This is a genomic window from Gemmatimonadetes bacterium SCN 70-22, assembly GCA_001724275.1.
GTDB lineage: Bacteria > Gemmatimonadota > Gemmatimonadetes > Gemmatimonadales > Gemmatimonadaceae > SCN-70-22.
Genome location: MEDZ01000039.1, coordinates 12,019 through 32,484 on the forward strand (window position 1 = coordinate 12,019; position 20,466 = coordinate 32,484).

Here is a 20,466-nt window from a genome sequence, read left to right on the forward strand (position 1 = left end):
GTCGGGGGTGTGGCACCCTCCTCCGGCCCAAGGCGGGCGACTGCTGCGTCTTCTGCTCGTACGGCGACGTGCCGTGCCCGCCCAGGCAGTCGGGCGGGTCCTCCCCCTGCTCCCCAACCCGAGCCCCGTAGGTCGATGCCCTCTCGCTCCCTCCGCGCCGTCGCCCGCCTGGCCCTCTCCTCTCTCTGTGTCGCGCTGGCGCTCCCCGCCGGCGCCGCGGCGCAGCGCCCCGACACGCTGCGCATTGCCGGGCTGAGAGCCCCGGTGGAGGTGCTGCGCGACGCCTGGGGGATTCCGCACATCTACGCGAAGAACGAGCACGACCTGTTCTTCGCCCAGGGGTACACGGCGGCGCGCGATCGCGCCTTCCAGTTCGAGCTCTGGCGCCGGCAGGCAACGGGGACGGTGGCCGAGCTGCTGGGCGAGCGCGAGCTCGCGCGCGACATCGGCGCCCGCCTGTTCAAGTATCGCGGGAGCCTGGCGGCCGACCTGGCGCACTACCATCCGCGCGGGGCGCTGATCGTCAACGCCTTCGTGGACGGAGTGAACGCCTACGTGGACGAGGCGGCGCGCAACCCGGCGCTCATTCCGCTGGAGCTCAGGATGCTGGGCGCCAGGCCCGGGCGGTGGACGCCGGAGGTGGTGATCTCCCGGCACCAGGGGTTGTTGGGCAATCTCACGCAGGAGCTGCAATACGGGCGCTTCGTGGCCCGCCATGGGGCGGAGCTGCTGAAGAAGGTCGAGTGGTTCCACCCGGGGCCGGGCGAGCCGGCGCTCGACCTCGATCCGGCCATCGACAAGGAGGGGCTCTTCGAGCCGATCCTCGACCTCTACAACGCGTACCGCAACCCGGTGCGCTTCGAGCCGCGCGACCTGCAGTCGGCGTATCGCGGGAGCGAGGAGGCGGGGCGGCGCCTGGCGCAGGTGCGCGCCGAGGCGGACTCGGTGCTGGCGTGGAACGCGCGGCGCGACATCGGGAGCAACAACTGGGTCGTGAGCCCGCGCCTCTCGCTGAACGGACGCGCGATCATGGCCAACGACCCGCACCGGGCGCAGGCGGCGCCCTCGCTCCGCTACTTCGTGCACCTGGTGGCGCCGGGGTGGAACGTGATCGGCGGCGGCGAGCCGACGGTGCCGGGCGTGTCGATCGGGCATAACGAGTACGGCGCCTGGGGGCTCACGGTGTTCGGCACCGACGGCGAGGACCTGTACGTCTACAAGGTGAACCCGGCCAACCGCTCGCAGTACCGCTTCCGCGGGGTGTGGGAGTCGATGCGGACGGTGCGCGAGACCATCCCGGTGAAGGGGCGCCAGGCGGAGACGGTGACGCTCAAGTACACGCGGCACGGGCCGGTGGTGTACGAGGACACAGTGCGCGGGGTGGCCTACGCGGTGCGGGCGGCGTGGATGGAGCCGGGGGGTGCCCCGTACATGGCGTCGCTGCGCATGGACCAGGCGAGGACGTGGGAGGAGTTCCGCGAGGCGTGCAGCTACTCCAACATCCCCGGCGAGAACATGGTGTGGGCCGACGTGAAGGGGAACATCGGGTGGCAGGCGGTGGGGATCGCCCCCATCCGCCCGCGCTCGAGCGGGCTGGTCCCCGTCCCGGGCGACGGGCGCTACGAGTGGGCGGGCTACCTCCCCATCCGCAGCAAGCCTAACGCGTACAACCCCGCCGAGGGGTTCATCGCGACCGCGAACAACAACCTGACGCGGGAGGACTATCCGTTCCGCGACGCCATCGGGTGGTCGTGGGCCGACCCGTTCCGCTTCGCGCGCATCGCCGAGGTGCTGGGCTCGGGGCGTCGCGTCTCGATGACCGACATGATGAAGCTGCAGAACGACTACACGTCGCTCCCCGCGCGGGCGCTCGTCCCGCTCCTGGCCGGGTTGAAGGGGGGGAGCGAGGCGGTGGAGCGCGCGCGCGTGGCGCTGCTGGCGTGGGACCACGTGCTGGACCGGGAGTCGGTGGCGGCGGGGATCTACGAGGCGTGGTACCGGCGGCTGGCGGAGAACACCCCGGCGGTGGTCGTCCCCGCCAGCGCCCGCGCCATGACGCGGGGGATCCCGGCCAAGCGCATCATCGACTGGCTGATTGCGCCTGGCGGAGAGTTCGGCGCCGTCCCCACGGCCGGGCGCGACAGCCTGCTGCTGGGGAGCCTGGACGAGGCGGTGCGGGAGCTGACGCGGCGCTACGGCGCCGACATGGCGGCGTGGAAGTGGGGGAGCTACCACCAGGTGCAGCTCCTGCACCCCATGAGCGCCGCGCTCAGCGACCAGCTGCGCCGCAAGTTCGAGGTGGGGCCGTGGCCGCGCGGCGGCGACGGCAACACCCCCGGGGCCACCGGCGGCGGCGAGAACCAGACGGCTGGAGCCTCGTTCCGGATGATCGTCGAGGCGGGGGACTGGGACGGCGCCGTCGGCACGAACACACCGGGGCAGTCGGGCGACGTCGAGAGCGCGCACTACCGCGACCTGTTCGAGCTGTGGAAGGACGATCGGTACTTCCCGGTCAAGTACAGCCGGCAGGCGGTGGAGGGGGTGACGCGGGAGCGGGTGGTGCTGGTGCCGGGGTGGTGATGCCGGTGTCCTAAGGCGCGCGGGGACTTCTTCTCGAGACTCGCGCAGGTCGCGTTCTTGGCGACGCGTCTACTCACCGTCTCTCCAAGTTCCGACGGCGCAGGAGGCAGCGAAAGACATTCGAGAGACGCCTCCCTCAGACGATGCGCACGACGCGACTGGGGGAATGCCATGCATCTGTACGCACAGGTGACAGTCAACGCCGCGCCACGGCGCAAGCGGGAGCGATGGCGGCGTCGCCTTCTCGTGCCCTCGATCCTCTGCGCCGGTGCACTGTCGTCACCGCTCTCGGCGCAACACGCAGCGATCGTACGGGTGACGAGTTCGAACCTGCGCGCACGGCCATCGACCGAGGCGAGGATCGTGGGTCGCGTGGCGCGCGGGGACACGGTTCAGCAGCTTGTAGGCCGAGAGGATGGATGGTCGCGCGTCCGTGTCGGCGTGCAGGAGGGCTGGATGCGCACGTCATTCCTTGTGCGCATCGAACTGCTGCCGCCGCCACCACCGCGTGCCGACGCGTCCTCTCCTTGAGGGGCAGAGGTACCGGAAGCGGTCGAGCGGACTTCCATCGACACCGCAATGTCTGCGCCGAGTACCGAAACGAGCGACGTCGATCCACGCCTAGCCGGGCGAAGCCGTGCGCGTGCGAATGGGAAGTCCACGATCCCCGGGAGCCGCGATCCTTCTCGGCTCGGGATCATGGGCGGAGTGGCATCGGGTTCGTTCGATTCCAACGCCTTGATGGGCCCCGCACTCCGTGCATATGCGCGGATTCCGATGTACGACGCACCGCTGGCCATGCGCGCCGACCTGGAGGTAAGTCGAGTCAGCGCGCGTGACATGTCACCAGGAGACGAATTCACCATCACGGATCTCCGCGCCATGCTCGGCGCCGATTTCGGTGTCCCGGTGAGTCGATCTGTTGAGGTCTTCGTGACCGGCGGCCTCGGGCTTTCGCGAAATACTCAGCGACTTCGTCTCGACCTGGGCAGCATCGTCGATGCTCTCGACATTCAAGACGCCAGCTGGTCCTTGGCCCACGACATCGGATTCGGTGTGAAGCTCGGACGCATCCTGCTCATCGAGTCACACTTCCTCGCGAGCGACGGTGCGCCATATCGAGTCCTCGCGGGTATTCGCTTCTGACCTCTTCCTCATGTCCCAAGGAGAGCTTTCGATATGCGCAAGTCACGCCTGTCCATCGGAGCCGGGTACTTCCTCGCGGTCCTTGCCTCGAGTGGTTGCTACGCGGGGTTTGCATCAGGGGCCTCTGGCGTACCGGGATTCCTGTACGCCAACACGGTCACGCCCGAAGTGGGGACCTCTGTCACCTCGAACGTCGCAGGGACCAAGGTGGGGCAGGCCGAGTGCGTGAGCTATCTCGGACTCATTGCATCTGGCGACTGCTCCGTCGAGGCGGCTGCGGCGTCTGGCAAGATCACTCGCATCCACTCCGTCGCCCGAAAGGTCGAGAACGTCCTCGGCATCTTCGCAAAGGTGACGATCATCGTCACCGGAGAGTAGGCGCTTCGGATCACGTTGCCGACTACGTGGAGAGCCACGGAGACAGCGGCCAGAGGTGTCGTCCTTGACAGGTCGACCGAGGATGCCGTATCGTAGCGTCCGCTTGCCGTGGGTCGTGGCGACGTGGATTAGCAGGTGATCGTGCGCAGCGCGCCGCATCTCAGGACCGACGGTCGCTCCGGCATCATCGCGGAACACGAACGAGAGGGGGTAGGGATGGGGGTGGCATTCGGGAATGTGTGTGTTTGTGTCGTGCACGCGCGCAGATGTTCGGTATTTGCGGGTCAAGCCGTATCACGACGTCGGTGCATCGCCCTGCTCGCGGGCACCGTCGCCGTACTACAAGCCTCCTGTGGAGGCGGTGGCGGCAGCGACGGTCCATCCGCGCCACCCGTCAGCAACACGCCAGCGTCCGTCCGCCTCTCGCTGGCAGGGCCGGTCACCCTGACCTCGGGCTCGAGCAGCGTCGTGACTGCCCAGGTCTTCACGAGTGACGGGCGACAACTCACCAACGCCGCCGTCACGTGGGCGTCGACCGATGCCGCCATCGCCCGCGTGCAGGACGGGAACATCACCGCCCTGAAAGTGGGAACCGCGACGATCACCGCTACGGCTGGCTCGGTCGCGTCATCGGGCTTGGCGGTCACGGTCACGCCTGGGGCGCCCGCGCAGGTGGCGGTGACGATCCAGCCGGCCGGTGCTGCCGTCGCGCAAACGTTTGCGATACAACCCGTCGTGGAGATCCAGGACGGCAACGGCAACCTCGTGCCATCGTCCACTCTGCCAATCACGGTGACGCTCGCGTCTGGCGGTGGTGTGCTCTCCGGTACTACGACAGTCACTGCGGCCGCAGGTGTCGCGAAGTACACCGACCTGTCGCTCTCTGGGGCGGTTGGGCCGCGCACACTGAGCTTCGTGGCGACGGGGCTCTCGACGGGGACGTCGAGCAGCTTCGTGCTGGCGCCGGGGGCACCGGCGCAGCTCCTGATCACGCGCCAGCCGGTGGGCGGCGCTGTGTCGGCACCGTTGCTGACGCAGCCAGTGGTCGAGCTTCGCGACGTCGCCGGGAACCTCGCGACGACTGCGTCGACGCCCGTCACGGCAAGTGTGACGTTCGGCGGAGGGACGGTTGGCGGCACCTCGTCCGTCGTCCCTATCAGCGGCGTCGCTCGCTTCACCGATCTGTCGATCTCCGGTCCCGTGGGCGATCGCGAGCTGACCTTCTCCGTTGCTGGCGCGCCCGCGGTGACGTCGACGCGTTTCCCGCTCGCACTGATCGTGTACGGCCTCACGAACCAGAAGATCCAGATTGTCGATGTGGGCGCATCGATCACGCCGGTGTCGTCAGCGGGCACGCCACCGACCTTCGTGTCGCGTGCGGGGACGCTCGCCAGCGTCGACAACGCGGGGAAGATCACGGCGCGGCAGGATGGTGAGGCGTGGGTCGTCTCGTCGCTTCCTGGTGGTGGTGATTCCGTGCTCACCATCATTCCGCGCGCGGCGGGAGTGCCGCTCCTGCGGACGAATCTCACAGGGTATGCGGTGCAGCGTGGTAGCACGGTGACCGTGGATCTGGTGCTCGACCCGCGGTCAACTCCGGTCGGATCGGTGAGCCTCTTCGTGACGGCGGCATACGATACCACCGAATTCGCAGGGGTGATCGCGCTCGTTCCGTCACCGGGGGCGAACATATCCATAAATCAACCGACAACCCGGGTCGTTCGAGTGAGCATCGCATCGGCGACCGGGATCACGACGCCGATCACTTTTGCGCGCCTGCAATTCATCGCGGGGGCACCGGGTGATGTCCTGACCCTGAACCTCACTGCGATCGACGCGTACGCGCCCGACGGATCGGACCTTCGCTCCCGGATGACCTCCACCTACTATCCGTTGGTGCCAAGATGACTCTGACCCAGCGCTGCACCGCGCGAAGGCGGCTGTCGACGATGGCATGGATTGTCGCCGCTGCCGCCCTGGTCACGGCGTGCCGAGACTCGACGCCAGCGCTCCCGCGGACTCAGCTTCGCTCGCTAAGCGCGGTGCAAGCACGGCTGACCTTCTCGAACACGTCTCCCAAGAAAGGAGATGAGGTCGTGGCGTACATTGGCGTGCTGTCCGGCGTTGGCGTCCAGGCTGTCGGGAGCTTCACCGCCAGGATCGCGTACGATTCGACGCTACTTGCCTTCGTTGGCGAGGGTCCGCATCGCTCGGACGGAATGCGTGCCGTGAATCCGCTCCCCGGCGAGACCCGAGTGGCGGGGGTCTCCACGTCTGGATTCCACGAAGGGGAGCTCGCTGCGCTTCGATTCGTCGCGCGCCGTGGAGCGCTGGTCGGCCAGCCATCCCTCGTGATCGATGAACTGCATTCCGTCGATCGTGTCGATCTGCTGCCGAAGGTTTCGTCACGGCAGGTCGTTGCGCAGCCCGCAGGGCAATGAGCCATTCCCATGCTTGGCTCGCAACTCTCCTTGCGAGCGCGGTTGTGCTCTCGCCGGGGATCGCGTGTGGAGGGCGGGCGGTTCGCACTTCGGGAGGCGACCAGGGCGCGACGCGCGACAGCGTAACGGAAATCCGAAGCGATCTCCCCACCACGTCGTCCACAGCCCCCATCGGTGTCCCGCGCCTGATGCGAATGGAACCGGAATCCGCCCGGATTGGACCGGGCTCGCTCGTACAGGTGCGCATCACCGGGGCAAACTTCGAACCGGGACGCTCCGGCGACAATGTCGTCGAGCTTGGGCCGATCCGCTTGACGCAGGTACCGGCCAACGAGGCGGGAACCGCGCTGCAATTTGTCGTGCCCGACCGAGTACCGGACACAACCGAGGCCCCTCCACGTCGGCTCTTTCCGGGTGACTATCCCGTGACGATCACGACGCGAAAAGGGAAGAGTAACGCGCTGAAGTTCCGGGTGCTGCCATGACGCGATCCTTCGTACATCGTGGGTTCCTGCTGCTCTGGGCCACTGGGGTGACTGCCACGATTCTCCCGTCGAACGCTCTTGCGCAGCGCGGGGAGAGCGAAGCGGACGACGTGAAGGAGCGCGTCGCCGCGTTTCGCGAAGCGCGAGCTGATGCGTCTGGGCAAATTCCGCCGGGCGCCTGGGCGACGGCATGGAATGAATGGCAATCCCTGTCGCCGTGGAGCGCTAGCCTGGCCACCGATGCATCGTGGCGCCCCTTGGGTCCATTTGGAATGTTCGGCAACCAGATCAACTTTGGCGGCATCGGCCAGTTGGTCGCGGGACGAGTGACCTCCATCAGCGTTCACCCCACTGATCCGCAGACGCTCTACGTCGGCGCGGCGAGTGGAGGCGTCTGGAAGTCCACCACGGGTGGCGCGACATGGGCGCCGCTGACCGATTCACAGTGCTCGCCTGCAATCGGCGCTGTGGCGGTGGATCCGGTCAATCCTGCGTTGGTGTATGCGGGCACGGGTGAGATCAATACCTTCGAGTTTGCTGGATGCGGCGTGCTGAGTTCGACTGATGGAGGAGCTACCTGGTCGGCGCCGACGTCCAATCCCGTTGGCTCGTATCACGGCAAGATCCTTGTGGATCCGGCGACTGCGGGCACGAGCGGGCAGACGACGCTGGTGGCGGCGACTTCGGGTGGCCTGTATGTCTCCACGAACAGTGGCGCGACTTGGACGCGGAAGGTTACCGGCGTCGCGTGGAGCGCGGTTGCCCTGCCCGGACGGCCGGGAACCTACTTCGCGGCGGTGACCAGCCCCTCGAGAACCCCTGCGTCCACCGTCTGGCGTTCCACAGACGGAGGCGCGACGTGGGTGGCTCTTCCGACTCCGTTGTCCAGTATGTATCAGGTGGCCCGCGTGGAGCTGGCCACGACTTCTGCGTCCAACAGCACGGTCATTGCCTTCGCCGCAGATTACAGCACTCGCAAGTTCGCGGGCCTGTATCGCTGGAGTGAAGTGACCCAGCAGTGGACGCAGCTCCCCTCCTCGGGGCTGGTGACATCGGCGTCCAGTTACCCATTCACGATCGGCGAGCAGAGCGAATACAACCTTGTCGTTGCTGTCGACCCGCGGAACGCACAGCGAATCTGGGTGGCAGGTGTTGGTGCGTTCCTCTCCGAAGATGGCGGACTCACCTTCCGCAGCGTGGCCAAGACTGTCCACGTCGACTGGCATGCCATCGCCTTCAGCCCATCGGACCCCGATCACATGTACGCCGGGACCGATGGTGGGCTGTACGTGTCGTATGATGCCGGTCGCACCTGGCGGGCGCAGAATAACGGCTTGGCGATCGCACAGTTCTATCCCGGGATTTCGGTGCACCCTTCCGGGCAATGGATTTTCGGCGGGCTACAGGACAACCAGGCGGCGTACTTCAGCGGGTCGAAGGTCTGGAGCAACTTCGCCACGATGGGCGACGGAGGCTACACGGCGGTCAACTACCTCGACCCACGCATCGTGTACGTCACGCACGCATTCCTCAATTTCATCGAACGAAAAGGGTCAGGACTCGCGACAGAGTCGCGTTCGGCGGGGATCAGTTCGCTGGATCGGAGCGGGGCGAGGCGCCCGTTGGTGATGCATCCCCTCGTACCGACGACGCTCTACTTCGGCACACAACGGCTCTATCGGACCACGAACGAAGGGCAGTACTGGATCCCCATCTCGACGGACTTGACGCTCGGGTCTGGCTACATCACTACCATCGCGATCGCCCCCTCCAATCCGAACGTGATCTACGTTGGGACCAGCGATGGTGTCATCTCGAGAACGCTTGACGGCGGAATCACCTACTCGCAGTTCGCCTTCGCCGTGAGCCGCTATTTCACGCGCATCGCGGTGAACCCCACCAATCCGCTGCACATCGTTGCCACCGCCTCGACCTTCGGGGCGCCGACGATCACTCAGTCCACCGACGGCGGGGCGACCTTCTACTCGAGCATCAGTTCCAAGCTCGCAGGGATACCTGTCCACACCGCGCTCTTTCTCCCGGGGACGTCGACGATGATGTTCGGGACGGAGTTCGGCGTCATCCAGACGGTCGACGGTGGAACGACGTGGACGGCGGGACCGCCCGGATTCCCCAACACCGTCGTCTACGACTTGGCGTACGTCCCCGCAACCACGACGGTCGTCGCCTCGACGTACGGTCGCGGCATGTTCGCGTTCAATGTGGGACCCTCCGTGGCAGTACTTCGTGGTGACATCGATCGCGATGGTGCGATCACGGCCGCGGATGCGCTGCTGCTCCAACAGGCGCTGGTTGGCGTCGACCTGGCGCCGCTGACCCCGTATCCTCACGGTGACACAAACTGCGATAGAACGCTCGATGGGGTGGATGTGCTGCTCACTCTTCGACTTGCGGTCGGCCTGCCGAATTCCTCCAGTGCGTGCGTCGGTACGGTCGCGCGACCCGGGACCATGGAGCCCGGGCGGAGGATCACGGTCCTCGCGAACTAGTCACTCCCGAAAGTCGCCGCCTTCCGTAGGGCGTCGTACTCACCTCTGACTCCCGAAGTCGCTCCACACTGATCGCTCGCCGTGCATCCGCTCGGCGAGCGATACTTATGCGCCAAACGCGCATTCCCCCTGCATACCCTGCAACTCCATGCGCTGCCCTTGGACGTTAGGCACCGGCACGCTACCCTTGGGCCCATGACCTCCATCCGACTCATTGGCGTTCCCATGGACCTCGGCGCCTCGCGGCGCGGCGTCGACATGGGACCGTCCGCCGTCCGCTATACCGACCTCCGCGAACGCCTCGAACAACTCGGCCACTCCGTCGAGGACGCCGGCAACGTCGCCGTCCCGTTCCGCGAGGACGCGGCCAAGGGGGCCCAGCGCGGCGCCCGGTACCTGGGCGCCATTGCCGATGTCTGCACCGACGTCGCCCTCAAGGTGCGCGACGCCCTCGCCGCAGGCGCCACGCCCATCGTCCTCGGCGGCGACCACGCCCTCTCCGCCGGCTCGGTGGCCGGCGCCGCCGCCCACCTTGCCGCCAGGGAACAATCGTTAGGCGCGCTGTGGATCGACGCCCACGGCGACCTCAACACCCCCGCCACCTCGCGCTCCGGGAACGTGCACGGGATGCCGCTGGCCGCCCTCCTGGGTCACGGCGACAAGGCGATGGCGAGCATCGCCGGACGTACCGGTGCCGTGAAGGCGAGCGACGTCGCCCTGGTGGGCGTGCGCGACCTCGAGGCGTCGGAGAAGGACCACATCCGCAAGTGGAACCTCTCCGCCTTCACCATGCGCGCCCTCGACGAGCTGGGCGTCCGCAAGGTGATGGAGGACGCGCTCGCCATCGCCACCCGTTCCACGGCGGGGCTCTGGGTCTCGTTCGACATGGACGTGATCGACCCGTCCGACGCCCCGGGAGTGGGGACGCCGGTCCCCGGCGGGATCACCTATCGCGAGGCACACCTGATGATGGAGATGATCGCCGACACCGGGAAGCTGGTGGGAATGGACGTGGTGGAGGTGAACCCGGTCCTCGACGTCCACAACCGCACGGCCGAAGTGGCCCGCGAGCTGATCCTCAGCGCCTTCGGCAAGCGCATCCTCTAGCCGCCCCCTCCCGCCGCAATGCCGACGCCACGCTACGTTCCGCCCGACTTCTCCACCCGCCAGCTGCAGCATGCCCCGCCGGCGCGCACGGTGAGCGCCGAGCGGGACGGCGTGCTCCCCGAGGGATTCTTCGCCACCACCAACCTCCCCACCTACGTCAAGGGAGCCGACGGCACCTGGACCATGCCGCGCGAGCCGCGCATGGACGGCGCCCTCGTCCTCGATGCCGACGGCACGTGGTGGGTGCGCGAGGGGCGGCGCGTGCGCAAGGGCGACCGGGTGGTGGTGGGGCTCGCCGAGGATGGGACGGAAGGGGTGCTGGTCCACGCCCGCGGCTTCCAGGTGGACGACGGGGCGCACGGCGACTTCCACTTCATGTCGTCGCAGGTGTCGCGCGAGAAGCCGATCGACTACCGCCAGATTGCCCGCATGCTGGTGGAGGAGAAGCGGCGCGGCGGCTACACGATCTGGGTCACGGGGCCGGCGGTGGTGCACTCGCGCGCCCGCGACAACCTGGTCTGGTTCATCCGCAATGGCTACGTGCAGGCGCTGCTGGCCGGCAACGCGGTGGCGGTGCACGACATCGAGGCGGCCATCGTCGGGACGACGCTCGGGATGACCAGTGAAGGAGAGCCCACCGCCGGCGGACACTCGGCGCACATGCGCGCCATCAATGCGGTGCGCCGCGCCGGATCGATCGCGCAGGCGGTGCACGATGGGCTCATCACCAGCGGGATCATGCACGCCTGCGTGGTCGAGGACGTCCCGTTCGTCCTGGCCGGGTCGCTGCGCGACGACGGCCCCCTCCCCGACGTCATCACCGACATGATCGAGGCGCAGGATGCCACGCGCGCGCACACCCGGCGCTCGACGATGGCGGTGATGATCGCGACGGCGCTCCACTCCATCGCCGTCGGGAACATGCTCCCGGCGTATTACGAGGACGCCGAGCGGGGGATCTCGGAGCTCCCCACCATCTGCGTGGACGCCAGCGAGTTCCTGGTGAGCAAGCTCAAGGACCGCGGGACGCACCAGGCGGTGGGGGTGGTGACCAACGCGCAGGACTTCATGAGCATCCTGCGGGGGGCGGTCGAGCGCGAGGTGCAAGGGGGGTGACCAGCTGGTTGGGCGAGGGGAGGGGGCGATGGCGGCCAGGCGCAGGGCCGCTCGCGCGGCGGGCGCCTGGCCGATTTCGGCGGTAGCTTTGCCGGCATGACCACCACAGCCCCGTCCCACGCGGGCGCGTCGTCGCTCCCCGCGCATGCCCGGGTCGTCGTCATCGGCGGCGGCGTCATCGGCTGCTCGGTCGCCTATCACCTGGCGCACATGGGGTGCCGCGACGTCGTCCTGCTCGAGCGCCACCAGCTCACCGCCGGCACCACGTGGCACTCGGCGGGGCTGATGGTGACGTTCGGTTCCACGTCCGAGACGTCGACCGAGTTCCGGAAGTACACGCGCGAGCTGTACGCGCGCCTCGAGCAGGAGACCGGGCTCTCGACCGGCTTCAGGCCCGTGGGCTTCATCGAGTGCGCCATCGACGAGGGGCGCCTCGAGGAATACCGGCGGGTGGCGGCGTTCAACCGCTACTGCGGCGTGGACGTGCACGAGATCTCCGCCCGCCAGGTGCAAGACCTGTTCCCGGTGGCGCGCACCGACGACATCCTGGCCGGCTTCTACGTGAAGGAGGACGGCCGGGTGAACCCGGTGGACGTGACGATGGCGCTCGCCGCCGGGGCCAGGAAGCAGGGGGCGAGACTGCTCGAGGGGGTCGCGGCGACGGGGCTCGTCACCGCACGCGGGACGGTGGCCGGGGTGCGCACCTCGGCCGGCGACATCATGTGCGAGATGGTGATCAACTGCGGCGGGGCGTGGGGGCGCGAGCTGGGGCTGCACGGCGGGGTCACGATCCCGTTGCAGGCGGCGGAGCACTACTACCTGCTCACCGAGGAGATCGAGGGAATCTCGAAGTCGTGGCCGGTGCTGGAGGATCCGGCGTCGTACGGCTACTTCCGCGAGGAGGGGGGAGGGCTGATGATCGGGCTGTTCGAGCCGGTCTGCGCCCCCTGGGGCGTGGAGGGGATGCCGGCCGACTTCGCCTTCGGCGAGATCGCGCCGGACTGGGAGCGTGTGGGCCCCTATCTCGAGACGGCGATGCACCGCGTCCCGATCTCCTTCCGCACCGGGATCCGCAAGCTCTTCTGCGGCCCGGAGTCGTTCACGCCGGACCTCAGGCCGTGCCTCGGCGAGTCGCCGGAACTGCGGAACTACTTCGTCGCCGCCGGCCTCAACTCCATCGGGATCCTCACGGGCGGCGGCGTGGGGCGGGCCATGGCGCACTGGATGCTTGCCGGGCGCCCCGACTGCGACATGACGGCGTTCCACGTCGACCGGCTGCACCGCTACCAGGCCAACCCCGAGTACCGGCGCACGCGGACGGTCGAGTCGTTAGGGCTGGTGTACCAGACGCACTACCCCAACCGCTCGATGGTGACCGCGCGCGGGGCCAGGCGGAGCGCGATCCACGACCGCCTGGCGGCGCGCGGCGCCTGGTTCCGGGACGTGAGCGGATGGGAGAGCCCGGACTGGTACAGCGCCGACGGACGCACGCCCGAACCCGAGCCGCTCACCTTCGGCCGCCCGCGTTCGTGGCAGAACTGGGAGGGGGAGCACGAGGCCTGTCGCACCGGCGTGATCCTGATGGACATGTCGTTCATGGCCAAGTTCCTGGTGCAGGGGGTCGACGCCGGGCGCGTCCTCGACTGGATCTCGGCCAACCGGGTCGACGGCGCGGCGGGGCGCACGACGTATACGCAGTGGCTCAACGCCGGGGGGACGATCGAGGCCGACCTCACCGTGACCAAGCTGGAGGCGGGCTTCACGGGGGCGACCGACGAACAGGCGTTCCTCGTCGTCGCCTCGGACACCGCGCACCGACACGTCCTCACCTGGCTCAGGCGCCACACCCCGCTCGACGCGCACTGCGTCACGACCGACGTGACCGGCGCCTGGGCGCAGCTCAACGTGCAGGGGCCGCGCTCGCGCGAGCTGCTGCAGCGCCTCACCACCGCGGACCTCTCGAACGAGGCCTTCCCGTTCCGCCGCGCACGCGAGGTCGACATCGGATTTGCGCGGGTCCTGCTGGTCCGCATCACCTACCTCGGCGAGTTGGGGTACGAGCTGTACGTCCCCACCGAGCAGGCGGTGCATGTGTACGACCTCGTGGTCGAGGCGGGGCGGGAGGTGGGGATGCGCCACGCCGGTCTCAAGGCGCTTGCCTCGCTGCGGATGGAGAAGGGGTACCGCGACTACGGGCACGACATCGACAACACCGACAGTCCGCTGGAGGTGGGGCTGGGCTTCGCGGTCGACCTGCGGAAGCCCGGCGGCTTCCTCGGGAAGGAGGCGGTGCTGGCCATGAAGGCGGCGGGGGTGCGGAAGCAGCTGGTGCAGGTGCTGGTGAAGGACCCCGAGCCGCTGATGTTCCACGCCGAGGTCGTCAGGCGCAACGATGTGGCCATGGGGTACGTGCGGGCGGCGTCGTACGGGCACACGCTGGGCGGCGCGGTGGGGCTGGCGATGATCGAGCGGGCCGGCGAGCCGATCGACCAGCGGTGGCTCGATGCGGGGGCGTGGGACGTGGAGATCGCCGGGCGGCGCTACCCGGCCGTGACGTCGCTGGCGCCGCTGTATGATCCGGGGATGGCGCGCGTCAAGGGGTGACCGGCGACGTCGCCGCGACGCCCCTCGCGCGGGAGCCCCTCCCGTCAGCGCCGCTCCCGTCAGCGCCGCTCCCGCCGGTTCCGCTCGCGCAGCGTGACCGAGTTCCCCGGCGTTCCGCGCACCGTCCCGCGGCAGCGGGCGGCGCCGCAGTTGCAGGTGAAGGAGGCGCTGGTGTCGGACAGGAAGGTGGCGAAGTCGAGCGTGAGCTCCTCGCCAGGCGCAATGTCGCGCAGCGCCTGCACGTCGAGCCCCACGAACGCCGTGTTGGGGTCGCACGAATGGTTCTGCGGCGCCCACTCCGAGGGGTTGGAGTCCCACAGCACGAAGACCTCGTCGGAGAGCGGGTAGGCGTAGTGCCGGAAGCTCTCCAGCTCGGCGCGGCTCCAGGTTGCCTCGACGTGCGAGCGGGTGACGATGCGCTGGGCGCGCTCCTCGCCGTGGAAGACGATCTCCCCACGGGCAATGGGGCGGGTGGCGTGGATCCCGTAGCCGGCGATCGGCGATCCCTCGATGCGGAAGGGACGCACGCGGCGCCGGTGCCTGGCGAGCGCCTCGGCCACCATGAGCCGGGCGAAGCCGGCCTGGCCGATCCCGTCGTGCTTGAGGACGTAGTCGGCCGACCCCTCGTAGCCGTCGGCGTAGAAGATCGAGCAGCTGAAGTTCACCTCGAGGAAGTACAGGTCGCCCTTGCCGTCGAGGCGGAAGTCCATGCGCGCGTAGCCCACGGCGTCGAAGCCGTTGAAGACGTCGATCGCCGCTTCGTGCAGCTGCCGGACGAGCGCCTCGTCGGTGACCGGGACGTTGGCGTCGGGGTGCAGCTCCGACGTCTTGTGGGCGTAGGTCTTGAAGCGCGGCTCGCGGTCGAAGACCCACTCCACCGGACGAAAGGCGCGCACCTTGCCGTGCGCCGTCGCGTCGGCGATCACCAGCACGGTCAACTCGCGCCCGTCGATGTACTCCTCGACCAGGAGCTCGGGGTAGCCGGGAAGGGTGTCGGCGACCTTGGCGCGGAGCTCGTCGATGGTGGTCACGCGCGAGCGCGCGTCGATGCCGAGCGAGTCGCCGGCGTGCGCCGGCTTCACGAAGAGGGGGAACCGGAGCTTCCGGGCGGCCTCGTGCACCTGGTCCACGCTCGTCACCACCACGTGCGGCGACGTCTTCACCCCCGAGATGTGGGCGATGTACTTCATCAGGACCTTGGGCGGATCGTACAGCTCCGCGTTGGGTCCCGTGTACGGGAGTCGGAGGCGGTCGAGCGAATGGACGACGTCGATGGAAGGGATGTCCCAGTCGAGGTAGCCCTCGATGAGGTTCACGTAGAGGTCGTATCCCTGCCTCGACAGCTCCCGCAGCTGGCGAAAGGTCGTCAGCTTGTTGATCTGGACGTGCGTGACCTCGTGCGGGGCGAGGATCCGCGTGAGGTCGCGCTTGGGATCGTAGTTGCCGTAGTCCACGTCCGACCGGGAGTAGTCGGGCTGCAGGACGCAGATCTTGAGGCGCTCGCCGCTGGCCGAGGTGCTCGTGGGCGCTCCCGGCGTCATGAGGCGAGCCGCACGCTCTCCTCGGCGTGGCGCAGCGCCTCGTGCAGGATCGCCTGCACGACGGCGGCGTAGGTCGTGCCGGCCAGGCGGATCACCGCTCCGATGGACGTGATGTTCTCGTCCTCGGAGAGTCCGCACTGGGCGTTGACCTCGAGGACGAACAGGTCGCCGGTGCGTTCGTCCATGCGCAGGTCGATGCGGCCGTAGCCGGTCCCCCCGACCGCCTCGTACGCCGCCCAGCTCACCTCCTCGATGCGCTCGCGCAGCGAGGCGGGGGGCGGGGCGTACCTCCAGAGGTCCCCGCCATTCCCCACCGGCGCCTCGCGCTCGTAGGTCTCCCACAGGCGGTCGAACGAGAGGAAGCGCTCCGTGCGGGGGAGCGCGCAATTGAAGACGCGCTCCACCGGCGGGTAGATGATGGCGTGGTCGCGCGCGCCGGCACTGCCGACGATGAACGTCGTGAACTCGGGACCGTCGACGAAGCGCTCGACGAAGAGCCCCCCGTCGGCGACCGACCACCCATGCACCCCCGCGCGGAGCGCGGCCAGCCGCACGTGCAGCGCGCGCGCCGTGGCGACGACGTTGTCGCACCCGATGCCGAGCGAGCCGGCGGAGATGGCGGGCTTGAGGATGAGGGGGGGAGCGATGCGCTGGAAGAGCCCGGGGACGCGCCGCGCACTCGGGGCGATCACTTCCCATGGTGCCGTCGGGACGCACGCCGCCTCGAAGGCCGACTTCATCGTGATCTTCGAGGTGGTGAGCGCGTAGAAGTGCTCGTCGGCCCCGGTGTAGGGGAGCCCGCTCTCCTCCAGGTGCCTGACGACCGAGATCCCGGGGGCGCCGTTGACCTCGTCGCCGTCGCAGAGGTTGAAGACCACCGGGCGCTGGTCGCGCGTGGTGCGGCCGCGCGGCGCATGCTCGCGCGAGGCGTCGCGGATCGCGTCGATCACCGCTCGGAAATTCTCCATCGTGACCGGCTGCCAGCGATAGGCGATCCCCAGTGCGGCGAAGGCGCGGTCGAACTCCGCTTCGCTCGACGAGTAGTCGTAGTAGTACTGGATCGTGGGGTCGTCCGACTCGACCTGGGGGACGAGGACCCAGACGAGGAGGGGCGGGGCGGGGCGCTCGCCGACGCGGCGGCGCGCACTGGACTTCGACGGCGGCGGTGGAAACGCGGAGGGTGATCGCCTCAAGCGCGCACGAAGGGTGCCACGGCCCGCTCCGCACGCGTCTCCCGGTAGACGCGTTGCCTGAGTGAATGGGCCCGGAATCGATGCGCGACAGTATCGCGAATGCGAGGCGATTCGTCGAGGGTGAGTTTGCGAGGGCGAGGCCTCGCCGCGCCGGCTGCCGGGGGGCGACGTCCGCTGTGGCGCGCGTCCCACGCCCCTCACCGCACTGTCACCCCCTCCCGTAGCTTCCATTCCGTCGAGCACGCCGCCGATCGCGCCAACGCCGCCGGATGCCCCTTCATCTCGTCACCTCGCCCAACCTCGCCCCGCTCTTCGATCACTTCGCGGAGTCGCTCGCGCACGCCCCGCTCCCCCCGCGCGAGTCCGAGGTCATCGTCGTCCAGTCGCAGGGGATGCGCCGCTGGCTCACGTTGCAGCTGGCCGACCGATTCGGCTGCGCCGGCTCGCTCTCCCTCCCATTCCCGGCGTCCTTCGCCCGCGACCTGGGGGAGCGCCTGAGCCCTGAGCGCCCCCCGCGCGACGACCGCGACCCGTTCTCCCGCGACGCCCTGGCCTGGCGGATCGACGCGCTGCTCGCTGCCCTCCCCCAGGGGGACGACACCTTCGCCCCGCTCCGTGCCTACCTGCGCGGCAGCGACGGCCGCGCGCCGATCGACGAGCGTGCCCGCTTCGGCCTCGCCGCCCAGGTCGCCGCGCGATTCGACGACTACCAGATGTTCCGCGCCGACATCCTCCGCGAATGGGAGGCAGGGCGCGACACCCCGCCTGACCACCCGCACGCCCGCTGGCAGGCGGCGCTCTGGCGCACGCTCTGCGCCGACGTCGGCGACGGCGCCTTGCACCTCGCGGCGCGCATGCGGCGGATGATCGACACCCTCGACGGAACGCTCCCGGCCACCCTCCCGCGGCGCATCACGGTCTTCGGCGTCAGCACGCTCCCCCCCGTCTTCGTCGAGCTCCTGGTCGCCCTCGCCCGCCACGTCCCGGTCACGATCTACAGCGCCGCCCTCGCCCCCGAGGCACCACACCCGCTCGCCGCGACCTTCGGGTCGCAGTCGCGCGAATTCCTCCTCGCGCTCGCCAGGCTCGGTGCCCGGATCACGCCCCTCCCCGCGCACGGGGCGAAGGGGGACGGGATCCTCGCGACGCTCCAGCGCGAGCTCGGCGCCAACGATGCCGGCGCCTCGGCGCTCACGCTGTCGGCCGGCGACCCCTCGCTCCGCATCCACGACGCCCACGGCCAGCTGCGCCAGGTCGAGATCATCCGCGACCAACTCCTCGCCGCCCTCGCCGCCGACCCCACGCTCCGTCCGCACGACATCATCCTCCTCGTCCCCGACGCCGCCGAATGGGCGCCGATCGTCGACGCGGTCTTCGGCGTGAGGGCGGACGACACTCCGCGCATCCCGTACCGCATCGCCGATCGTCCGCTGCGCCGCACCGAACCGGCTGCCGAGGCGCTGCTGCGCCTCCTCGCCCTCGAGGGGGGGCGCTTCGAGCGGAGCGAGGTCCTGGCCTTCCTCACCCACGCCCTTGCTCGTCAGGCGGCGGGGCTCACCGAGGGCGAGGTCGAAGCGCTCGAGGCACTCATCGACCGCGCCAACGTCCGCTGGGGCTACGACGACAAGTCGCGCGAGGCCCTGGGGCTCCCGCGCTACGAGGACGCGTCCTGGCGCGCGGGGCTCGATCGCCTCCTCCTCGGCACGGCGGTCGGGCGACTCGACGATCCGGTCCTCGGCGTCCTTCCCGAGGCCGGCGACACGGCCGGCGAACCGGAGATCCTCGCGACCTTCGCCGAGTGGGTCGACGCGTTGCACGCCACCATCGCCGGCTGGCGCGCCGCGCGCACGCTCGCCGACTGGAGCGCCGCGCTCCTCGCCACCGTCGAGCGCTTCCTCGTGGCCGGCGACGTCGCCGAGCAGCAGACGGTCCTCGCCCTCACGGCGAGCGTCCGCCGCCTCTCGGCGCTGCAGGAGGTGGCGCGCTACGGTTCGCTCGTCCCGTTCGCGGTGGTGCGCGACTGGCTGGAGGGGGAGCTCGACGACGACGGCTTCGGGAGCGGCTTCCTCCAGGGAGGGATGACGGTCGCTGCGCTCAAGCCCATGCGCTCGCTCCCGTTCCGCGTGATCGCCGTGGTGGGGCTCGACGACGGCGTCTTCCCCCGCCGCGAACGCCGGTCGGCCTTCGACCTCCTCGAGCACTCGCGGCGCGAGGGCGACCGCGACCTGCGGAGCGACGATCGCCAGCTCTTCCTCGACTTGCTCCTGGCGGCGCAGGACCGGCTGATCCTGGCGTACAGCGGGCGCGCCGTGAGCGACAACTCGCCGCGCGCCCCCTCGGTGGTGATCGACGAGCTGCTCGATCACCTCGACCGGCGCACGAGCGGCGCCGCGCGGGAGGCACTGGTGGTGGCGCACCCGTTGCAGCCGTTCTCCCCCAAGTACTTCGCCCCTGATCGCGACCCGCGCCTCGTCACCTACTCGCGCGCCCACGCCAGCGCCGCCCAGGCCACCACGCGCCAGCGGGACGGCGACCTCCCCTTCGTCACGGGAGCCATCGCGCCCACGCTCCCCATCGAGACGCCTGTCGCGCCTTTCGTCGCGCCTTCCGTCGCGCCGTCCGTCGCGCCGTCCGTCGCGCCGTCCGCTGCGACTCCCATCACGACTCCCATCCCGCCGGCGGCGCCCGCGGCGACCGCGCCGGCACGACTCGAGCTCACCCTCGACGACCTGGTCGCCTGCTGGGAGAACCCGAGCCGCTTCTTCTGCACCCGCGTCCTCCGCCTCACCCTTCCCGGCGACGACGCCGGCGTCGCCGACGAGGAGATGTTCGAGCCCTCGCCGCTGGACCAGGGGAGCGTGAGGGCGAAGATGCTCGCCTCGGCGTTAGGCGGCGAGCGCGATGCCGAGCGCGAGCGCCGCCGACTGGTGGCCAACGGGGCGCTCCCACCGCAGGCGCTCGGGAGCGCCTGGCACGGCAAGCTCTGGGAGCAGGTGGACGAGGTGTTGACGCAGCTTCCTCCCAACCACACGCGGCAGGATCCGGTCGCCTTCGCCATCGACGGCGAGGGGTGGCGCCTCACGGGACGCATCAACGGCATCCGCGACGGGCGGCGCTACGTGGTCCGCGCCGGCCAGGTCGGCCCGGGACACCGCATCCGCGCCTGGGTGGAGCACGTCGCGATGTGCGCGGCGCGTGACGCCGACGCCGGCTCGCTCCCCGCCGACACGCTCCCCGCCGGCACGGTGCTCGTCGGGAAGAAGAAGGACAAGGTGGTGTCGCTCCCCCTGGGACCGGTCGGCGACGCGCGCCGGCTCCTGCACGCGCTGGTCTCCGCCTACCGCGAGGGGCATGCGGCCCCGCTC

Annotated in this window: 12 protein-coding genes; 9 read left to right on the forward strand and 3 right to left on the reverse strand. The window is 69.4% G+C overall.

Going from position 1 to position 20,466, the window contains the following annotated elements; translation table 11 throughout:
• Nucleotides 1–195: 195 nt before the first annotated feature.
• The 4 genes from ABS52_16035 (at nucleotide 196) to ABS52_16050 (ending at nucleotide 6,012) form a co-directional block, all read left to right on the forward strand.
• Nucleotides 196–2,580, forward strand: coding sequence for a peptidase S45 (locus ABS52_16035; protein ID ODT01885.1), 2,385 nt, complete (start codon nucleotides 196–198; stop codon nucleotides 2,578–2,580).
• Between the two features lie 699 nt (nucleotides 2,581–3,279).
• A complete protein-coding gene (locus ABS52_16040; protein ODT01872.1) occupies nucleotides 3,280–3,726 on the forward strand; it encodes a hypothetical protein in 447 nt (148 codons plus the stop codon).
• Between the two features lie 33 nt (nucleotides 3,727–3,759).
• Nucleotides 3,760–4,104, forward strand: a complete 345-nt coding sequence (locus ABS52_16045; protein ID ODT01873.1) for a hypothetical protein — start codon at nucleotides 3,760–3,762, stop codon at nucleotides 4,102–4,104.
• Between the two features lie 468 nt (nucleotides 4,105–4,572).
• Nucleotides 4,573–6,012 carry a hypothetical protein gene (locus tag ABS52_16050; GenBank protein ID ODT01874.1) on the forward strand — a complete coding sequence of 480 codons (1,440 nt, stop codon included), beginning with the start codon at nucleotides 4,573–4,575 and terminating at the stop codon, nucleotides 6,010–6,012.
• Nucleotides 6,013–6,281: 269 nt separating this feature from the next.
• On the opposite strand, the gene ABS52_16055 is transcribed toward ABS52_16050, so the two are convergent.
• Entirely contained in the window at nucleotides 6,282–6,473 is a 192-nt protein-coding gene (locus tag ABS52_16055; GenBank protein ID ODT01875.1) for a hypothetical protein, read from the reverse strand.
• A 1,447-nt stretch (nucleotides 6,474–7,920) separates the two neighbouring features.
• Between ABS52_16055 and ABS52_16060 the strand changes: the two genes are divergently transcribed.
• From ABS52_16060 to ABS52_16075, 4 genes are all read left to right on the forward strand, one after another.
• On the forward strand, nucleotides 7,921–9,540 hold the full coding sequence (locus ABS52_16060) for a hypothetical protein (protein ODT01876.1): 1,620 nt from the start codon (nucleotides 7,921–7,923) through the stop codon (nucleotides 9,538–9,540).
• A 195-nt stretch (nucleotides 9,541–9,735) separates the two neighbouring features.
• Entirely contained in the window at nucleotides 9,736–10,647 is a 912-nt protein-coding gene (locus tag ABS52_16065) for an arginase (protein ODT01877.1), read from the forward strand.
• A gap of 18 nt (nucleotides 10,648–10,665) precedes the next feature.
• Nucleotides 10,666–11,763 carry a hypothetical protein gene (locus tag ABS52_16070; GenBank protein ODT01878.1) on the forward strand — a complete coding sequence of 366 codons (1,098 nt, stop codon included), beginning with the start codon at nucleotides 10,666–10,668 and terminating at the stop codon, nucleotides 11,761–11,763.
• Nucleotides 11,764–11,859: 96 nt separating this feature from the next.
• The gene (locus ABS52_16075; GenBank protein ID ODT01879.1) at nucleotides 11,860–14,367 is read left to right on the forward strand and encodes an oxidoreductase; all 2,508 of its coding nucleotides are present in this window, start codon (nucleotides 11,860–11,862) and stop codon (nucleotides 14,365–14,367) included.
• Between the two features lie 59 nt (nucleotides 14,368–14,426).
• Here ABS52_16075 and ABS52_16080 read toward each other — a convergent pair whose 3' ends face one another.
• A complete protein-coding gene (locus ABS52_16080; protein ODT01880.1) occupies nucleotides 14,427–15,908 on the reverse strand; it encodes a hypothetical protein in 1,482 nt (493 codons plus the stop codon).
• Complete coding sequence (locus tag ABS52_16085; GenBank protein ODT01881.1) at nucleotides 15,905–17,101, reverse strand: hypothetical protein; 1,197 nt, start codon at nucleotides 17,099–17,101, stop codon at nucleotides 15,905–15,907. The genes ABS52_16080 and ABS52_16085 overlap by 4 nt, the downstream gene beginning before the upstream one ends.
• Nucleotides 17,102–17,370: 269 nt before the next feature.
• On the opposite strand from ABS52_16085, the gene ABS52_16090 reads away from it, so the two are divergent.
• The coding region (locus tag ABS52_16090) for a hypothetical protein (protein ID ODT01882.1) at nucleotides 17,371–20,466 on the forward strand (3,096 nt) is incomplete at its 3' end.

Coding starts and splice junctions, on each gene's coding strand:
- ABS52_16070 (ODT01878.1), top strand. CDS start 10,666: ATGCCGACGCCACGCTACGTTCCGCCCGACTTCTCCACCCGCCAGCTG.
- ABS52_16075 (ODT01879.1), top strand. CDS start 11,860: ATGACCACCACAGCCCCGTCCCACGCGGGCGCGTCGTCGCTCCCCGCG.
- ABS52_16055 (ODT01875.1), bottom strand. CDS start 6,473: ATGCAGTTCATCGATCACGAGGGATGGCTGGCCGACCAGCGCTCCACG.
- ABS52_16080 (ODT01880.1), bottom strand. CDS start 15,908: ATGACGCCGGGAGCGCCCACGAGCACCTCGGCCAGCGGCGAGCGCCTC.
- ABS52_16060 (ODT01876.1), top strand. CDS start 7,921: ATGTATCAGGTGGCCCGCGTGGAGCTGGCCACGACTTCTGCGTCCAAC.
- ABS52_16065 (ODT01877.1), top strand. CDS start 9,736: ATGACCTCCATCCGACTCATTGGCGTTCCCATGGACCTCGGCGCCTCG.
- ABS52_16040 (ODT01872.1), top strand. CDS start 3,280: ATGGGCGGAGTGGCATCGGGTTCGTTCGATTCCAACGCCTTGATGGGC.
- ABS52_16045 (ODT01873.1), top strand. CDS start 3,760: ATGCGCAAGTCACGCCTGTCCATCGGAGCCGGGTACTTCCTCGCGGTC.